Raw genomic sequence first — 16,798 nt, 5'->3', positions numbered from 1 at the left:
CTGCTTACTGGCAGGCTTCGCATTCGGGATCGTCGACGGCGCAGGCCTTGCCCCAGGCGGCATCCTCACTGATGACGATTGGAGCGGCTGCAACGGCGGCAACCGACGACACCGCATTGAGCTTTCCGTCGGTGCCCTTGAGCGTCGATTTCTCGACATGCGAGGCCGAGCGCGAGCGCAGATAGTAGGTGGTCTTCAGGCCCATGCGCCACGCCAGCCGGTAGAGTTCATCGAGCTTCCTGCCGGAGGGATTGGCGATGTAGAGGTTGAGCGACTGCGACTGGTCGATCCATTTCTGGCGCCGCGACGCCGCCTCGATCAGCCAGGCGGAGTCGATCTCGAAGGCGGTGGCGTAGAGCGCCTTGAGGTCGTCGGGCACGCGGTCGATCTGGCCGACCGAGCCATCGAAATATTTGAGGTCGGAGACCATCACCTCGTCCCACAGGCCGCGGGCCTTGAGGTCATGCACCAGCGCGGCATTCACCACGGTGAAGTCGCCAGACATGTTCGATTTGACGAACAGGTTCTGGTAGGCGGGCTCGATCGACTGCGCGACGCCGCAGATATTGGAAATCGTCGCCGTAGGTGCGATCGCCATGGTGTTGGAGTTGCGCATGCCGGTCTTCCTGACCCGCTTGCGCAGGCTCTCCCAGTCGAGCGTCGATGAGCAATCCATGTCGCCCTTCGCGCCGCGCGCGTCCGACATCAGCCCGATCGAGTCGATCGGCAGCACGCCTTTCGACCAGAGCGAACCTTCGAAGCTGGGATAGCGGCCGCGTTCGGCGGCGAGATCGCAGGAAGCGGAAATCGCGTTGTAGGCGATCGCCTCCATGCTGATGTCGGCGAAGGCTATCGCCTCGGGCGAAGCATAGGCAATCCGCAGCGCCTGCAGCGCATCCTGGAAACCCATCAGGCCGAGACCGACCGGACGGTGGCGCAGATTGGACTGCCGTGCCTCGGGGATGGTGTAGAAATTGATGTCGATGACATTGTCGAGCATACGCATCGCCGTACCGGTCGTCCGCGCCAGGTGATCGAGGTCGAGGCCTTTCAGGGTGACGTGGTTGGCGAGATTGACGGAACCCAGATTGCAGACGGCGACCTCGTCCTTCGAGGTGTTGAGCGTGATCTCGGTGCACAGGTTCGAGGAATGCACGACGCCGACATGGCCTTGCGGCGAGCGGATGTTGCAGGGGTCCTTGAAGGTGATCCAGGGGTGCCCAGTCTCGAACAGCATGGTCAGCATCTTGCGCCACAGGTCGAGCGCGCGAACCTTCTTGAACACCTTGACACCGCCGGCGGCGGCCTTCGCCTCAAAGGCTTCGTAGGCCACCTTGAAGGCCGTGCCGTAGAGGTCGTGCAGGTCGGGCGTTTCATCAGGCGAGAACAGCGTCCACTCGGCATCGGCTTCGACGCGGCTCATGAACAGGTCCGGCACCCAGTTGGCGGTGTTCATGTCATGCGTGCGGCGGCGGTCGTCGCCGGTATTTTTCCTCAGGTCGAGGAACTCCTCGATGTCGACATGCCAGGTCTCGAGATAGGCGCAGACCGCGCCCTTGCGTTTTCCGCCCTGGTTGACGGCGATCGCCGTGTCGTTGGCGACCTTCAGGAACGGCACGATGCCCTGGCTCTCGCCATTGGTGCCCTTGATGTGGGCGCCGAGGCCACGCACCGGCGTCCAGTCATTGCCGAGCCCGCCCGAATATTTGGCGAGCAGCGCATTGTCCTTCACGGCCTTGAAGATGCCGTCGAGATCGTCGGCGACCGTGGTCAGAAAGCATGAGGACAGCTGCGGCCTGAGCGTACCGGAATTGAACAGCGTCGGGGTCGAGGCCATGAAGTCGAAAGACGACAGCAGGTCATAGAATTCGATGGCGCGCGCCTCGCGGTCGATCTCTCTGATGGCAAGCCCCATGGCGACGCGCATGAAGAAGGCCTGCGGCAGTTCGAAGCGCTTGCCGCTGGCGTGCAGGAAATAGCGGTCGTAGAGCGTCTGCAGGCCGAGGAACTGGAACTGCAGGTCGCACTCCGGCTTCAGCGCGGCGCCGAGGCGGGCGAGATCATAGCGGCCAAGTTCGGGATCGATCAGTTCGGCCTTGATGCCGGTGGACATACATTGCGGGAAATAGGAGGCGTAGCGGCTCGCCATCTCGGCATGCGTCGCCTGTTCCGCCCTGCCGGCGACAAAACTCAGCGCCTCGCGCCGCAGCCGGTCGAGCAGCAGGCGGGCGCTGACGAAGGCATAGTTCGGTTCGGTCTCGACCAGCGTGCGCGCCGCCAGGATCGGCGCCAGCGACAATTCATCCAGCGTGATGCCGTCATAGAGGTTGCGCCTGGTCTCGGTGAGGATGGTTTCAGCTGAAACCGCTTCCAGGCCGGCGCAGGCCTCGTCGATGACCCGACGCAGCCGCGCCTCGTCGAGCGGCGCCAGGCTGCCGTCGTCCGCCTTGACCTTGAGCACCGACGACGACGCGTCCGCCACGCTCGCGCTGTGGGCCTGGCGGTCGCGACTGCGCTCCTCGCGGTAGAGCACATAGGCGCGGGCCACCTTGTGGTGTTCGCTGCGCATCAGCGCCAGTTCGACCTGGTCCTGGATCTCCTCGATGTGGAAGGTGCGGCCAGCGTCCGCACGGCGGGTGAGCGCTGCCATAACCTGCGCGGTCAGTTCCTCCACGACGTCGTGGACACGCCGCGAACCGGCGGCCACCGAACCCTCGACCGCCAGAAAAGCCTTGGTCAGCGCAACCGCGATCTTGGTGGCGTCGAACGGCGTCACCGAGCCGTTGCGGCGGATGACCTGATAGGCCGGCCGCGCACGCTGGGCTGACGTATCGATGAGAGGGAAAGGAACCCGATCGGTCCCGTTGGTCTGGATGGTGGAAGTCGCCGGCATCATGATCCCCGATTGGTTGGAGACGGAGGCCTTGGCGCACGCATGCCTGAGTGACGGCCGGAGATCCGGCCGCAGCAAGCGCACCACCGGGACACCCCGCCCGTGGACGTTCAAATTCATCGCGGCAGGTCTCCTGGCTCGCAGGTCGTCGCTTCCGTCGGCCTTCCCAGCGCGTCCACGCCAGTGGCATTACTCGACTTAAGCTCGCTGCTTACAGTTGCGGGGGCAGCGCCGGCATTGCGAAGAATCGCTCACCGGCTTCCCTCTTAGCTCCCGAATCCAAACAGATTCGAAAGAACCACGATGGCTACATGTAGCGTCTCCGGACCCCAACCTGTCAATGGCTTGATGATTCGAATTTTTGGATCGTCAACAGGGGCGTCGACCCTAAGCCCTGTCGACGCTCGCCAGGAAGCGGGCGAAGATTGGATCGAAGCGGCCGGGCGAATCCCAGAACGGCGCATGGCCTGAATTGTCGAGCAGATGCGCCTTGCCTTCCCACAGGTTGGAAATCTTCACGGCCGCGACGAAATCGGTGTTGACGAACGGTTCGTCGATGCCGTTCAGAACGGCGATGGGCGGCGTCTTGCCGGCGACGATCTCGCGCTGGTTGCGGCCGGTGCCGGCCGCAAACTTCTCGAACATCAGGCGCCGTGCGCGACCGTCCGTGCGTGCGACAGTGTCGAGGAGAAACGGCTCGAACGGCTCACCACAGGTGCTGCGCGCATAGGCCTCGACATCGGCGGCAGTGAAACTTTCCTGTCCGGCAAGGTGCATGTGCGGGCTCGGTTTGAAGCCGTTGCCGACCTCCAAGGGCGCCACTGGCGGGGTGCCTGTGATCATCAGGCCGAGCAGGCCGGGAAAGCGGTCGATCATCTCCAATCCGATATGGCCGCCAAGCGACCAGCCGAAGACGATGGCCTTGTCGATGCCGAGCAGCCCCAGCACTTCGGTCATCGCATCGGCATAGCCCTCCATGCTGTAGGAGCGGTCCGGATCGATCGCATCACCTGATGCCCCGTGGCCCGGCAGATCGGGAGCGATGATACGGTAGCGCTCGCCCAACTGGCTCTCGAGCTGGTTGCGGAAAACAGCTCCGGAAGAGGAATTGCCGTGGATCAGCAACACGGCGGTGCCTTTGCCACCGGTCTCGCGAACGGCGATCTTGCCGTGGCTGGTTTCAAGGGTCTTCTGCGAGATCGTCATGGTCCGCTCCGTCTGGAATTGCCTTGTTTTAGTGCAGATGCGCAGCAAAGCGCCACGGCTTCCATACCTTTTGCGGGAACCGTCTTCCCGGTCAGGCTGCGTTGAAAAATCCTTTTCAAATAAGAACAATTATGCGTAGATTGTCAATTATCCAACTCCCGATGAACGGGAGGAAAACAGGGAACCGCACGATGAAATCCAAATCCGCAGGCAACAGAATCCGCCATATGCTGATGAGCAGCGCGCTGATCGGCGTGTTTGCCACGGCGAGCGCGCCCGCTTTCGCCGACGTCGTCAAGATCGGCCTGCTCGCGCCTATCACCGGGCCCGCCGCGGCGGACGGGCAGGAATTCCAGCGCGGCGTACAGATGGCGATCGACGAGGCAAACGCGGCCGGCGGCGTTGCCGGCAACACGTTCGAACTGGTGGTCGGCGACGTCAAGGATCAGTCCGCTGGCAATGTCACCAGCGCGGTCGAGCGCCTGCTTGGCGATCCCGGCGTGCAGTTCATGCTCACCGGTTACGCCAGCTTGACGAATTTCGAGATCGACAACATGGCCGAGGCCGAGATGCCCTACATGCTCGCGGCCACCTCGCAGCAGACCAAGGATATCATCGCGCCGAACCCTGACAAATACATGTGCTGCTGGTCGCTGACGCCGTCCTTCGACGCCTATAATACCGACCTCACCCTGTTCGTCGAGAAGCTCGCGGCCGACGGCAAGATCACCTTGCCGACCAAGAAGGTCGCCATCATCTCCTCCGACAACGCCTATTCCAAGACCATCTCCGAAGGCATGAAGAAGACCTTCAAGGAAAAGGGCTGGACCATCACGGTCGACGAGATCGTTCCGTTCGGCGAAGTGACCGACTGGCGCTCGATCCTCGCCAAGGTGCGCGAGAATGTCCCGGACGTCGTCATCAATACCGACTATCTGCCGGGCAATTCGGCATCCTTCCTGAACCAGTTCCTCGAGCAGCCGACCAAGAGCCTGGTCTTCCTGCAATATGCGCCGAGCGTTCCGGAATTCGTCGAACTGACCGGCAAGAAGTCGAACGGTGTGATCTACAATCTCCTGGGCGGGGCGCTGACGACGCCGAAGAACCCGCGCGCCGACGAGGTGGCGGCCAAGTTCAAGGCGAAATACGGTGTCGAGAGCGGGACCTACGGCGTTGGCCTCTACGAAATGACCAATGTCTATTTCGACGCGGTCAAGAAGGTCGGCGGCGCATCGGACCATGCCGCGATCATGAAAGCGCTGTCGGAGACCGACAAGCAGGTCGCCGAGGGTCGGCTGAAGTTCGATCCCGCAACCCACCTTGCCACGCAGGGCGACGACTATATCCCGATCACCTTCTTCCAGATCTGGGACGGCCAGCGCACGCTGATCTCGCCGGAGAAATACGCAACAGGCGCCTTCAAGCCACAGCCCTGGATGCAGTGAGGGATGGCCCTGCTTGAACTGGACGACGTGTCGAAGGCCTTCGGTTCGTTGAAGGCCGTCGATGGCGTGTCGTTCAAGGTCGAGGCCGGCGAGATTTTCGGCATCGCCGGCCCGAACGGCAGCGGCAAGAGCACGCTGTTCAACATCATCACCGGCATCCCGTTCGGACCCGACCGGGGCCGCATCCGCTTCGACGGGACCGCCATCAACGGCAGACCAGGGCACGCCATCGCGCGCCTCGGCCTTGCCCGCACCTTTCAGCGCGAGACCTCCTTCGACGGGCTGACCGTTTTCGAGAACGCCTTGATCGGCGCAAGCTACGGCAAGCAGGAAAAGGCGGCCGCTGCCGCCCGCGAAGCCGCCGCCGAAGCGTTGGAGTTCGTCGGACTGGGCTCCGCGTCGTTCGGGAGGCTGGCCGGCGAACTGTCCGTCTTCGAGCGCAAATGCCTGATGCTTGCGACCGCGATCGCCATGCAGCCGCGCATGCTGTTGCTCGACGAGCCGGCGTCGAGCCTGACCAAACCCGAGATCGAGACATCGATCGGCCTGATCCGCCGCACCGCCGAACGCGGCATCACCATCCTCCTGATCGAGCATGTGCTGACCTTCCTGATGAGCCTGTCGCAGCACCTGCTGGTGCTCAACAATGGCCGCGTACTCGCCGCCGGCGAACCGGGGAGCGTGATCGCCGACCAGCGCGTCATCGAAGCCTATCTCGGAACCAGGAGGGCGGTGGCGTGAATCCCATTCTCACCGTCGAGGGCGTGACCGCAGGCTATGGCCGCGTAACCGTGCTGCACGACATTTCGCTGGAGGCAGGCCGTTTCGGCAATGTCGGCCTGTTCGGGCCCAACGGCCATGGCAAGACGACGCTGCTGCGCGCCATCTCCGGGCTGCTGCAGCCGAAAAGCGGCCGCATCCTGTTCGACGGGCAGGACATCGCCGGCCGTAGCGCTCGCGCCATCGTCGGCACTGGGCTGATCCATGTGCCGCAAGGCAACCGGCTGTTTCCCGACCTCTCCATCGCCGACTGCATGGCGCTGGGCGCCTATTCGTCGCGCGCCCGCCCGCATGAGGCCGAAAACCGCGAGAAGGTGGTCAAGCTGTTCCCCAAACTGGCCGAACGCTGGCGCCAGCGCGTGCGCACGCTGTCGGGCGGCGAGCGCCAGATGGTGTCGATCGGCACGGCGCTGATGAGCCATCCGCGGCTATTGATCCTCGACGAGCCGACGCTGGGGCTGGCGCCCAAGATCAAGGACGAGCTCTGTGCGTCCGTCATGGACATTTCGCGCGGCGGCGTGCCGCTGATCGTCGTCGAGCAGGACATCGAATTCCTGCTCGAACTGACGCAGCAACTCTACCTCGTCAATCATGGCGCGGTGGCGACCGAGATCAAGCCGGGCGAAAGCCTCGACCACGGCGAGATCATGTCGATGTACTTTGGCCACTAGAGCGGGATGCAATTGAATTGGCTCCGGCATCCCGCTCTATCGGTTTGTTTTTGCCGCATTTCTGCGACGCCAAGCGATGCCGCTTGGCTGCAAAATGCTTGAGGATCCGAACATGAGCGCATTGGCGGAAATCCTGTTCGGCGGCCTGTTCCAGGGCTCGCTCTACGCCATGATGGCGGTTGGGCTCGCCCTGGTCTGGACGACGATCGGCGTGTTCAATTTCAGCCATGGCGTGTTCATGATGCTGGGCGCCTACATCGCGTGGCAACTGGTCGAACTCGGCCTGCCGGCAGCGGTGGCCTTTCCGGTCGCTGTCGTCGTCATGGCCGGCGTCGGCTGGATACTGCAGGCGAGCGTCGTGCGGCCGCTGATCGGCCGGCCCAACATCGTGCTGGTCGTCGTCATCACCACGCTTGCCGCCGGCTCGCTGATCGAGAACGGCGCCCTGACCATCTGGGGGCCGCGTTCGAAGCAGATCCCGGCGCTGGTCGACGGCAACGCCACCATCGGCGGCGTCGGCGTTTCGCTGCACCAGATCGCCATCATCGTCATCACGCCGCTGATCCTGGCGGCCCTGTGGATGTTCCTCAACCGCACACGGCTTGGGCTGGCGCTGCGCGCAGTGGCGCAGAACGAGGATGCCAGCCATCTGGTCGGACTGAACGTGACCGCGCTCTATGGGCTGGCCTTCGCCATCGCCGCTTCGCTGGCGGGGCTGGCCGGCATCTTCATGGGCGGCTATCGTTTCATGTCGCCTGTCATGGGCAGCGACCCGCTGCTCAAGGCGCTGATCGTCGTCGTCTTCGGCGGCATATCGAGCATATCGGGACCAATCTTCGCCGCTTACCTGATCGGCTTCTTCGAGGCCGCCTGCAGCTACTATTTCGGCCTCTACTGGACGCCGGCATTGCTGTTCGGCGTGCTTATCCTGACCCTGATGGTGCGCCCCGAGGGCATCTTCGCCAGCCGCTCGCGAGGCCTCGCATGACCGACACGACCTCGACGATGGCACCAGTCCGCACAGCAGCGGCAACCCCGATCGCGCCGGGCCGCACGCCGTGGAAGCATGAGGCCGTCGGCTTCGTGCTCGGCTTCGCGCTGCTGGCACTGCTGCCGCTGGTCTTCGGCGACACCTATGCCCGCCACATCCTGATCATGGCCTTCATCTATGCCATCGTCGCCTCGAACTGGGACCTCAGCCTCGGCTATGGCGGCGTCTTCAATTTCGGCCATCTGGCGCTGTTCGGCATCGGCGTCTATGCCTACAGCCTGTTGACCAAGCTGGCCGGACTCGACCCCTGGGTCGCGCTGTTTGCCAGCGGCATCATCGCCACGCTGGCGGCGATCCTGGTGACCATCCCGATCCTGCGGCTGAAAGGCATCTACATCATCCTCGTGACGTTCGGCTTCGCGCAGCTGGTGATGCAGGTGATCCTCAGCCAGTCCGACATCACCGGCGGCACGCAAGGCATCGTGCGCATTCCAGGCCTCTACTGGTTCGACCACAACATGGTCCGCGACGGCAAGTTCGCCTATTTCTACATCGCCCTGGCGCTGCTCGTGGCAAGCACTTTGTTCCTGCGCGTGTTCGTGCGCTCGCGTGCCGGCGCCAGCATCGTGGCGTTGCGCGACAATGAGGAATACGCCATCAGCCGCGGCATCTCGATCGTGCGCCAGCGCATGCTGACGCTTGCGGCCAGCGCCTTCTTCACCGGTGTTGCAGGCGCCTTCTATGCCGCTTACCAGCGCAATGCCTCGATCGACGTCTTCGGCATGAGCCTGGCGACCATCATCCTGTCGATGGTGCTGCTCGGCGGCACCAGCACCATCTATGGCGCCATCATCGCCTCCTTCGTGCTGACCGTCTTTGCCGAGTGGATGGCCGATTTCGGGGCATGGCGGCCGATGATCACTGCGGTGCTGATCATCGGCGTGATGCTGGCCTATCCGAGCGGGCTGGCCGGCATGATCAAGGCCGCATGGGGTGCCGTCGCCGGGCGGATCAAACGCCCGGCCTGAGTGCCCGAAACAGCAGCGCTGCTCAGCGGACGCCGCACCAGTCGATCACCGAAGCGGCAATCACCTTGGCGGTCTCGACCACCGACTCCACCTCGACATATTCGTTGGCGCCATGGAAACCATCGCCCGATGGACCGAAGATGACGCCGTCGACACCGGCGCCGGCATAGTGCGCGGCATCGCACACGGCGACGAAGCCGCGTGCCTCGGGCGCCTTTCCGACCGCGGCCTTGCGCTTCATCAGCGACGTCACCAGCGGATGGTCGACCGGCGTGTTCATCGGCGGGAAATGCAGACCGCCGAGCTCCCACTGGATGGTCGGCGGATTGTCGCGCAGCCAGGCGTCGGTCTGGGCGAAATGATGAACGAAATTTTCGAAGTCGCGGCGATAGTCGGCAGAATTCTCATCCGGCAGGAACTTCATGTCGAGATCGAGCACGGCGACATCGGGGATGATGGCCGGGTTGGTCATCACCGTCGGCAGGCCATGCTCGCCAAGACCTGTGCCGCCATGCACGACGCCGATATTGATGGTGTTCATGCCGAGCGGCAGCAGCGGATGCGACTTTGCCCGCGTCCGGTCCAACTCATACTGGCGGACGGCTGCAATGAAGCGCGCCGCGATCTCGATCGCGTTGACGCCCGGCTTCAGCCGGTCCTTGTCGTGGCGCTGCGGATAGATTTCGTTGTAGCGCAGCGCCGAATGCGCGTTGCGGCCACGGATCGTCACCCGCGCCCATTCAAGACCGCCCTCGACCGGCAGCACGTCGCCCCAGGTCGGCTCCGCGACAAGCACCGCCTTGGCGAGCTTGCCCCTCTTCACCGCGTCTATCGCGCCGAAGCCCCCGGCCTCCTCGTCGACGACGGAATGGATCGCCAATCGGCCTTGCAACGTGATGCCGGCCTTTTTGATCGCATGCGCGGCGGCGACGCAGGCCGCGACGCCGCCCTTCATGTCGACCGCACCGCGGCCATAGAGCCGGCCATTGGTGATCTCGCCGCCGAACGGATCGACGGACCAATCCTTCATCTCGCCGACCGGCACCACATCAATATGTCCGCACAGGATCAGGCTGCGGTCTTCGTTTCCAGCCCACTCGCCAACCAGATTGGGCCGGCCGGGCAAGGCATCCCATTGTTCGGTGCGGAAGCCATCCCGCTTGAGGATCGGTTCGAGCAGCGCCTGGACATCCGCCTCGCGGTTGATCGCCGGGTTGGATTCGAATTTGGGATTGACCGAGGGGATGCGGACCATGTCGCGGGTCAGCCCGATCAGCCAATCGCGGTCGGCCTCGATCTCGGCCTGCACGGCATCGATGATGGTCTGGGTGTCGGGCATAGTCGTTTCCTTCCTCGCATCGCCGCGCCGGCGCTTCGACGCTATTTCCTGGGGGGTCTGGGTTTGGCGGTTTCGTTGTCCGGTGCCGAGAGGGCGGCATCGAGGGTGACGGCATTGGCGCTGCGGATCTTCTCGATGTCCTCGATGCGCTTGCGCACCCCGGCGCCATGGCCTTCCAGCGCATGGGCGAAGACGGTCTCCATCTGCGCCACGGCGGTGGCCAGCGTGTCGAAGGGTGAATTGGCGTCGATCGCCGCGACCATGGTCAGGTCGGCGATCTCGGCGATCGGCGACAGCCAGACGTCGGTGAACAGCAGCACGGAGACGCCGCGTTCATGCGCCTGTTGCGCGAAGCTCACCACGTCCGACTGGTAGCGCCGATAGTCGAACACGACGAGAAGGTCGCGCCTGCCAAGGTCGATCAGGAGATCGAAATCGGCAGGGCTGAGCGAACCGATGTCGCGTACGCCGGAGCGGAATTGCAGGAGGTAACCGGCAAGCATGGAGGCGATATGCCGGCTGAAGCGGCCGCCCAGCAGCACGACCTGGCCCTTGGTCTCGAGCAGCAAATTGACCGCGCGCGTGTAAGCCTGCAGCGGCACCGCCGTGCGCGTGCGCTCCAGGCTGTCGGAGACCGAGTGGAAATAGGCCAGTGCGGTGCCTTCGCTGGAGCCGCCCGGGCGCTTGGCCTCCATCATCAGCAGCGGCGAGTGCAGCCTGGATTCGACCTCGGTGAGCAGACGCGCCTGGAAATCGGCGAAGCCGACATAGCCGAGCTTGGTCATCAGCCGTGTCACGCTCGGGTCGCTGACCCCGGCGCGCCGTGCCAGACGGGTCGCTGTTCCAAGTCCCGACATCGGATAATCGGCAAGCAGGACCTGGACGATCTTTTCTTCCGCCGACGTGAACGCCAAGGTCGTGTTGGCCAGTTCTTCGCGGATCGACATGGTCATCGCCTCTCGCTGACGGGAAGACGATTACCTTACAATTTCATGCGTGATTGTCAAATTTGGAAAATATCTTACAGAGCCGTCAGCGCGGCTTCGGCAGGGGTGACGGCCCGAGCATCCATATTGCACCACACCTGTCCACGCCGGGTCGAACGGCTGCGTCCGGCCCTATTTGAAGCTGGCGATGGGCAGGAACTTGACCGCCGAGCCGGTGAAGCGGCGGTGATCGGACGTCTGTCCACGCGGCTGGAATCCGTCGAGATAGACCTGCTCCGGCGCCGTGCGGATGAAATTGGCGGCGATGACAGGTGCCGTCGTTGGCCCGGCGGCTATGCCAAGGCGTGCCGCAAGCGGTCGACCGGTCGACGCGGCCGGCACGATCATGGCGGTGGCTTCGGGATCGAGACGTGGCTGGACACGGTCGGCCTTCGGGCTCGTCCTGACGCGATCTTCGGATTTCGATGCAGGGACCGCGACCTGCCGAGCGGCCAGTCCATGCCCATCGTCAGGATGATGCATGGCCAGCAAGGCAGCGACGGCATCAGCGGATTTGGCTGCTTCCGGCTGAGGCGCCGGGCTTGTCTGACTTTGCGGCCGCCATGTCGGCAAGGGGATGTTGAGCGCCACCATGTCCGGCGCGACGGCCGCTGGAGCGGCATCCGTCTTGCCCAAGGGCATTTCGGCATTGGCTGCCGCCGGCTTGGCGCCCGGCAATTCAGCACGCGCTGTGGACGCGCTGGCTATCGTGAACGGTGCGGTTTGCGGCGTCGGTATGCTGGTGGTCGGCTCGGCGCGCGGGGCGAAGGCGGGCAACGGCACCGCACTGGGCGCCATCGCCATGACGATTGCTTCCGGTGTTCTGCTGTTTTGCTCGGCGAGCGGTTCTTCGGCCACACCGGCGGTAGCCATCTGGATGTCCGCCCGCTGGGCTGCCTCCGGCGGCACGATGGCGATGCCCTGCCCGGCGGCGGTCTTGGGTTCAACGGACCTCGCCGGTTTGCGTGGCGCCGGCACGGCCTCCGCGACATCCTCCGCGTCGTCCGCGCCGCGCCCGCCCAGAAGCGTCGCCAGCAGGCCACGCGCCGGCCTGCGTTGACCGCCGTCGGCGCTTGCCAGCTCAATATTGGGCGTGCCGGCGGATTTGCGCGACTTGTAGGCGGCAAGCGCCTGGTCATAGCCGGGCAGCGGCCGGCCGTCGCTCGGCACGTGCAGCGTGTTGCCGTTCGGGAAGACCCTGGCAAGTTCCTGCCGGCTGATGCCCGGCCAATGCCGCACATTGCCGACATCCATGTGAATGAAAGGCGAACCGGAGGTCGGGTAGTAGCCCACGCCGCCGCCCTGCATCTTGAGGCCGATGTCGCGCAGCTTCTTCAGCGGCACGTCCGGCAGGAAGAAATCCATCGCGCGTCCAACCATGTGCTGGCTTTCCCGGGCCACGCCCTTCGAGCGGCTGCGCAGCATGGCGTTCGTCGCGGGCGAGCGATAGGCACTGACGACATGGATGTAGGATGTCGAGCCGCTGGCGCGATAGGCCTGCCAGACGAGGTCGAGCAGACGCGGATCCATCCTGGTCGGCTCGTTGCGGCGCCAGTCGCGCAGCATGAAATTGATCTTCTTCAATCCCGCCTGATCGTAGCGCCCATTGCGCTTGAAGACGATCTCGGCCTTCTCGCCGGTATGAAGATGTTGAATCCTCAAGGCGCGCGTCTCGGCGGACGCGCTGGTGACGCACAGGCAAAGGAACGCGACCACGATGGCCGGCAGCCATGTCCAACGATGGGAGGCGCCGGGCGCGTTCTGTTCGCTTTCAATCACGTTCATGCCTTGCACATTGTTTCTGTTTCGGGCGATTTGACGTCTTTCGCCGGCTGCTGAGCCTTCTTTTCGAAAACCTCGACCTGACAAGCAGGCTTGAACAGGCAGACGGGCATCCGTCCCACAACTCGTCCTGTCGATGAACAGCATCTTGGTTAACGAATCGTGTCCGTATCGGGAATGAGCCTTTCCGCACTGGCCGCTGCCCGGACTGAATTCAATCGACGGCTTCAGCGGAACAGATATTTCGAGACTTCCGGATTGCCGCGCCGCCACATCACATTGTCCAGGAAGTAATGGTGCACGTTGATGAATATCCAGGCGATGAACAGGAACAGCGACGATCCGAGCACCGCCTTGTTATAGGGAACGATGGCGGTCAGCGCCATCGGCACCAGCCAGAACCCGAGCGCTCCGAGAATTGCGCCAAAGACGATGAACGCCAGGACGCGCAGCCTGTAGCGCGCTCCAAGAATGGACAGCGCCTTCAATCCCGGCCTCGCGACGGCATCCGCGCGGTCGCGCTCGACATTGGTCTGGTAGCGCCAGACCACCGCCAGGTATTGCAAGGAATGGAGCGCCGGCACGACGAGCAGCCAGAGCGGGTTCAGCGTCACGAACAGGATCCAGGCATAGAGGGACACGACGTAGGCAACGACGCCGTTGTAAGGCAGCGCCCCACCATGCCTGCGCCAGCGATTGATGAACATCACGGCGGTGGCGGCCGATGAGGCAGCGGCAATCGACATGGCGATGGTGATGAGCCATGGCGGGACCGCGAAGGTGTAGTACTCCAGACCCCAGAACTGTCTTTCGGTGATGACCACGTTCGTCTGAAGCCAGGCGAACAGCCACACGGCGTAGCCGTTGAACAGCAACACCTTCTTGTCCTGGTCACTGAAGAATTTGCGTTTCAGCACGGCATCCACCATCAGCATGCCGTAGCCTTGCTTGACATAGTGCCAGCCCACGAAAAATCCCATCGCGTTGGTCGCATAGCCCAGAAGACGGACGTTGCACGTGAGCGAGCCATAGGCAAAGAAGGCAATCATGGCGAGTGGGACGACAATGCCCGCGATGACATAGCGGATCTGGAGATTGCGGCCGTACCCCTCACCGCGCACCTTGCGGGCGAAATTGCGATAGAAGATCTGGTACGAATGACCGAAATGCGGCTGGTTTATGAGGTGCGAGAGCAAGAACATCGTGAGCGTAACGGCAGCTTCGTAGCGCAGAGGCAGAAAATACAGGACCGGCAGGATCAGAAGCGCGCTTCCGCCAAGCATGAAGAAGTCGATGAACGGGCCAAAGAGATATTTTTGTGGCGTGGCCGCGACCGAAGCCGGGGCATCCGCCGAAAGGTGAAGTGCCATAATACCTTCCCCTGTGGATCGTTTATCTAGCCATCGAATTGATTGCTGGACAAGCCATGACCGCCGACAGGCAAGGCGGAGCGGCCAATGTAGGTCGTTGCGAAGATGGTGATGATGCTTCCCTGCCGTGCCCGGATGGCATGGGCGAAAAGCCCACGCCGGCTGGACTTATCATGGTGCGCGAATTCAGCGGGACCGGCCTGTAGAGTTCAGTTGAACTGGCCCAGGACTCCAGAATTGGTCGCCTGCACCAGATTTTCATAGATAAGGAAGGCTATCGTGCAGATCGCGGCCAGCGAGATCGGAACGCCGAACGGCACGACACCCTTGCGGTCGAGGTGCTGGGCATAAAGGCGGAAGGCGCCTTCGGGCAGCATGAACGGATTTTTCACGATCAAGGCCGTGGTGAGGGCAAAAACCAGCAGAGGGAAAGAAAAGACCGCAAGGCCACTGCCCCCGATCACGAAAGGCATGACCGCCATCAGCTTGACATCGCCCGCCCCAACCTTGTGCAAGACCCAGAATGGGAAGAGCGCGAGAAACAGGAGAAGGCCAGCAAGCGCACTCAAGCCCATATCCCACCATGACCCGGCCTGGACCGATAGAAGCTGGAGCGACCCAAGCCCCATACAAAGCAACAGCAGTACATTCTGGTTGGATATTTTCTGGGTGGTGAAATCGAGCCAGGCGACCCTGGCCAGCAAGGGGATGGCAAGCGCTTTCAGCAGCAAGGATGCGACAAGCAGCATACGGGCACCCTAGCGCTCGATGTTCTGTACGCTCGACGACAGCAGCTTCAGATTGTTGGCCACGGTCGGATCGTTGGGCGCCAGTTCGTAGGCCTTGAGGAAGTTGCTGCGTGCATCCTGCAGCTTGCCGCGCAGCAGGTAGGAATAACCGACATTGTTGTAATATTCCGGCGTCGCACCAGCCAGCTTGAAAGCCCGGCCATAGGCCCGGTCGGCGAGGTCGAAACGGTGGATGCGATCGCACGAAGCGGCCAAACCCATCCAGGCGTTACCATCATTGGGGGCCAGTTGCGTCGCCTTGAAGAACAGAGCGCCGGCGTTGCCGTAGTTTTCCGCGCGGAACTGGTTCTTGGCTTCTGCGACTGCCTGGTCCGATGCGTAATATTCGACGTCGCTGACAGTCTTCAACCCATCGAAGGCGTCGCCGAAAGACGTGACGTCGCCTTTCGATGGCTCGTTGGTGCGCACGACACCACCAGTGGTATCCGCCCCGTTCGTTTGACAGCCGGCGAGCGTCATCATCGACAGAATGGCTGCGGCTGCGAGGCGCATTGGCCTTGTCATTTTTGCCCCCAAGAGTCCACGACTCTATTTTAGAACCAAAGCATATACCTATTCAGAAGAAAATGCCCTTCATGCGAATGATGAGAGGCAGCATGATGACCATCATCACCACCGGGAAAATGCAAAGTCCCAATGGAATCATCATCTTGACCGGCAAGGCATTGGCGCGTTCCTCGGCCAGAAGAATCCGCTGGCCGCGCATCTCGTCGCTGTAGACGCGCAAGGCGTCGGTCAGGCTGGTGCCCAGTTCTTCCGACTGCCGGAACAAAACCGCCAGCGCCCGCGCCTCTTCGAGGCCGATACGGTCCGAAAGCTCATGCAGCGCTTCTCGCAGCGGCTTGCCGGCACGCAACTGCAAATTCATGATCGATAGCTGAATGCCGAGCCATTTGTGGGTGCTGGCCAATTCAGTCCCGACGCGCTCCACCGCCGCCTCCAGGCTCATGCCCGCGTCGGCGCAAGTGATCATCATGTCCATGAAGTCGGGAAAGCTACGGCGATATATCTGCTTTTGCCCATTCTCGAAGCGGTCGAGCAGGATACTTGGCACCACGATGCAGGCGAGGCCGAAGAGAGCAGCGCCGGCAAAGGCGAGAAAGCCGGGCAATTGGGGCGGCAACAGCCGGGACAGGAGTGCGTAACCAGCCAGAAAACCGACACAGACCGCACCGAGCCGCGACAGCGTGTAGATTACCGGCGCACTTGGCTGATGGAACCCGGCTCGAAACAATTTCGCTTCCAGCGCATTCGGCTGACCGCGCTCCTTCTCCAGCGCGCGGAAGTAGGCATCCACCGGCCGCTGCGCCGAAATCCTGGCCAGTTGTTCCTGGCCCAAAAGCGAGCGGCGATTGGTTATGCCCTCGGACAGCAGGCTCCGGGCAACCAGCCTTCTGGTCTGGAGGACCGGCGTGATGACGAGCGCGGCCACCAGAAAAAGCGCCGCCGCCGCCCCAAAGACGGCAAGAGAGAGCAGCATGGGCGAATTTCCAATATT

The 16,798-nt window shown here is 62.9% G+C and carries 14 protein-coding genes and 1 riboswitch; of the genes, 5 read left to right on the top strand and 9 right to left on the bottom strand.

Annotation, left to right across the window (positions count from 1 at the left end; genetic code table 11):
- Window positions 1-4 precede the first annotated feature (4 nt).
- Window positions 5-2,893 carry a ribonucleoside-diphosphate reductase subunit alpha gene (locus FJ977_RS24760; protein WP_140775207.1) on the bottom strand — a complete coding sequence of 963 codons (2,889 nt, stop codon included), beginning with the start codon at window positions 2,891-2,893 and terminating at the stop codon, window positions 5-7.
- Window positions 2,894-2,998: 105 nt separating this feature from the next.
- Window positions 2,999-3,211: riboswitch (cobalamin riboswitch) on the bottom strand.
- 69 nt (window positions 3,212-3,280) lie between these two features.
- Window positions 3,281-4,099 (bottom strand): alpha/beta hydrolase, encoded by an 819-nt coding sequence (locus FJ977_RS24755; RefSeq protein ID WP_140774806.1) that lies wholly within the window; start codon window positions 4,097-4,099, stop codon window positions 3,281-3,283.
- Window positions 4,100-4,290: 191 nt separating this feature from the next.
- Between FJ977_RS24755 and FJ977_RS24750 the strand changes: the two genes are divergently transcribed.
- The 5 genes from FJ977_RS24750 (at window position 4,291) to FJ977_RS24730 (ending at window position 9,014) form a co-directional block, all read left to right on the top strand.
- Window positions 4,291-5,544 carry an ABC transporter substrate-binding protein gene (locus FJ977_RS24750; protein ID WP_140774805.1) on the top strand — a complete coding sequence of 418 codons (1,254 nt, stop codon included), beginning with the start codon at window positions 4,291-4,293 and terminating at the stop codon, window positions 5,542-5,544.
- A 3-nt stretch (window positions 5,545-5,547) separates the two neighbouring features.
- A complete protein-coding gene (locus FJ977_RS24745) occupies window positions 5,548-6,285 on the top strand; it encodes an ATP-binding cassette domain-containing protein (RefSeq protein WP_140774804.1) in 738 nt (245 codons plus the stop codon).
- Complete coding sequence (locus FJ977_RS24740) at window positions 6,282-6,995, top strand: ABC transporter ATP-binding protein (RefSeq protein ID WP_056566014.1); 714 nt, start codon at window positions 6,282-6,284, stop codon at window positions 6,993-6,995. Before FJ977_RS24745 ends, FJ977_RS24740 begins: the two co-directional genes overlap by 4 nt.
- A 112-nt stretch (window positions 6,996-7,107) precedes the next feature.
- Window positions 7,108-7,983 (top strand): branched-chain amino acid ABC transporter permease, encoded by an 876-nt coding sequence (locus tag FJ977_RS24735; protein ID WP_140774803.1) that lies wholly within the window; start codon window positions 7,108-7,110, stop codon window positions 7,981-7,983.
- Entirely contained in the window at window positions 7,980-9,014 is a 1,035-nt protein-coding gene (locus FJ977_RS24730) for a branched-chain amino acid ABC transporter permease (RefSeq protein WP_140774802.1), read from the top strand. The genes FJ977_RS24735 and FJ977_RS24730 overlap by 4 nt, the downstream gene beginning before the upstream one ends.
- 22 nt (window positions 9,015-9,036) lie before the next feature.
- Here FJ977_RS24730 and FJ977_RS24725 read toward each other — a convergent pair whose 3' ends face one another.
- From FJ977_RS24725 to FJ977_RS24695, 7 genes are all read right to left on the bottom strand, one after another.
- Window positions 9,037-10,353 (bottom strand): ArgE/DapE family deacylase, encoded by a 1,317-nt coding sequence (locus FJ977_RS24725; RefSeq protein ID WP_140774801.1) that lies wholly within the window; start codon window positions 10,351-10,353, stop codon window positions 9,037-9,039.
- A gap of 41 nt (window positions 10,354-10,394) precedes the next feature.
- On the bottom strand, window positions 10,395-11,300 hold the full coding sequence (locus FJ977_RS24720) for a MurR/RpiR family transcriptional regulator (RefSeq protein WP_140774800.1): 906 nt from the start codon (window positions 11,298-11,300) through the stop codon (window positions 10,395-10,397).
- A 171-nt stretch (window positions 11,301-11,471) separates the two neighbouring features.
- Complete coding sequence (locus tag FJ977_RS24715) at window positions 11,472-13,124, bottom strand: DUF882 domain-containing protein (protein WP_140774799.1); 1,653 nt, start codon at window positions 13,122-13,124, stop codon at window positions 11,472-11,474.
- Between the two features lie 224 nt (window positions 13,125-13,348).
- Entirely contained in the window at window positions 13,349-14,491 is a 1,143-nt protein-coding gene (locus FJ977_RS24710) for a hypothetical protein (RefSeq protein WP_140774798.1), read from the bottom strand.
- Window positions 14,492-14,700: 209 nt separating this feature from the next.
- Window positions 14,701-15,240, bottom strand: coding sequence for a prepilin peptidase (locus FJ977_RS24705; RefSeq protein WP_140774797.1), 540 nt, complete (start codon window positions 15,238-15,240; stop codon window positions 14,701-14,703).
- 9 nt (window positions 15,241-15,249) lie between these two features.
- Entirely contained in the window at window positions 15,250-15,792 is a 543-nt protein-coding gene (locus tag FJ977_RS24700) for a tetratricopeptide repeat protein (RefSeq protein ID WP_082582534.1), read from the bottom strand.
- 64 nt (window positions 15,793-15,856) lie between these two features.
- Entirely contained in the window at window positions 15,857-16,780 is a 924-nt protein-coding gene (locus FJ977_RS24695; RefSeq protein WP_140775206.1) for a type II secretion system F family protein, read from the bottom strand.
- Window positions 16,781-16,798: the final 18 nt, after the last annotated feature.

This window comes from Mesorhizobium sp. B2-1-3A (genome assembly GCF_006442655.1).
GTDB lineage: Bacteria > Pseudomonadota > Alphaproteobacteria > Rhizobiales > Rhizobiaceae > Mesorhizobium.
The sequence above is the reverse complement of the archived record's forward strand: the minus strand, read 5'-3'. Positions and strand labels throughout refer to the sequence as shown.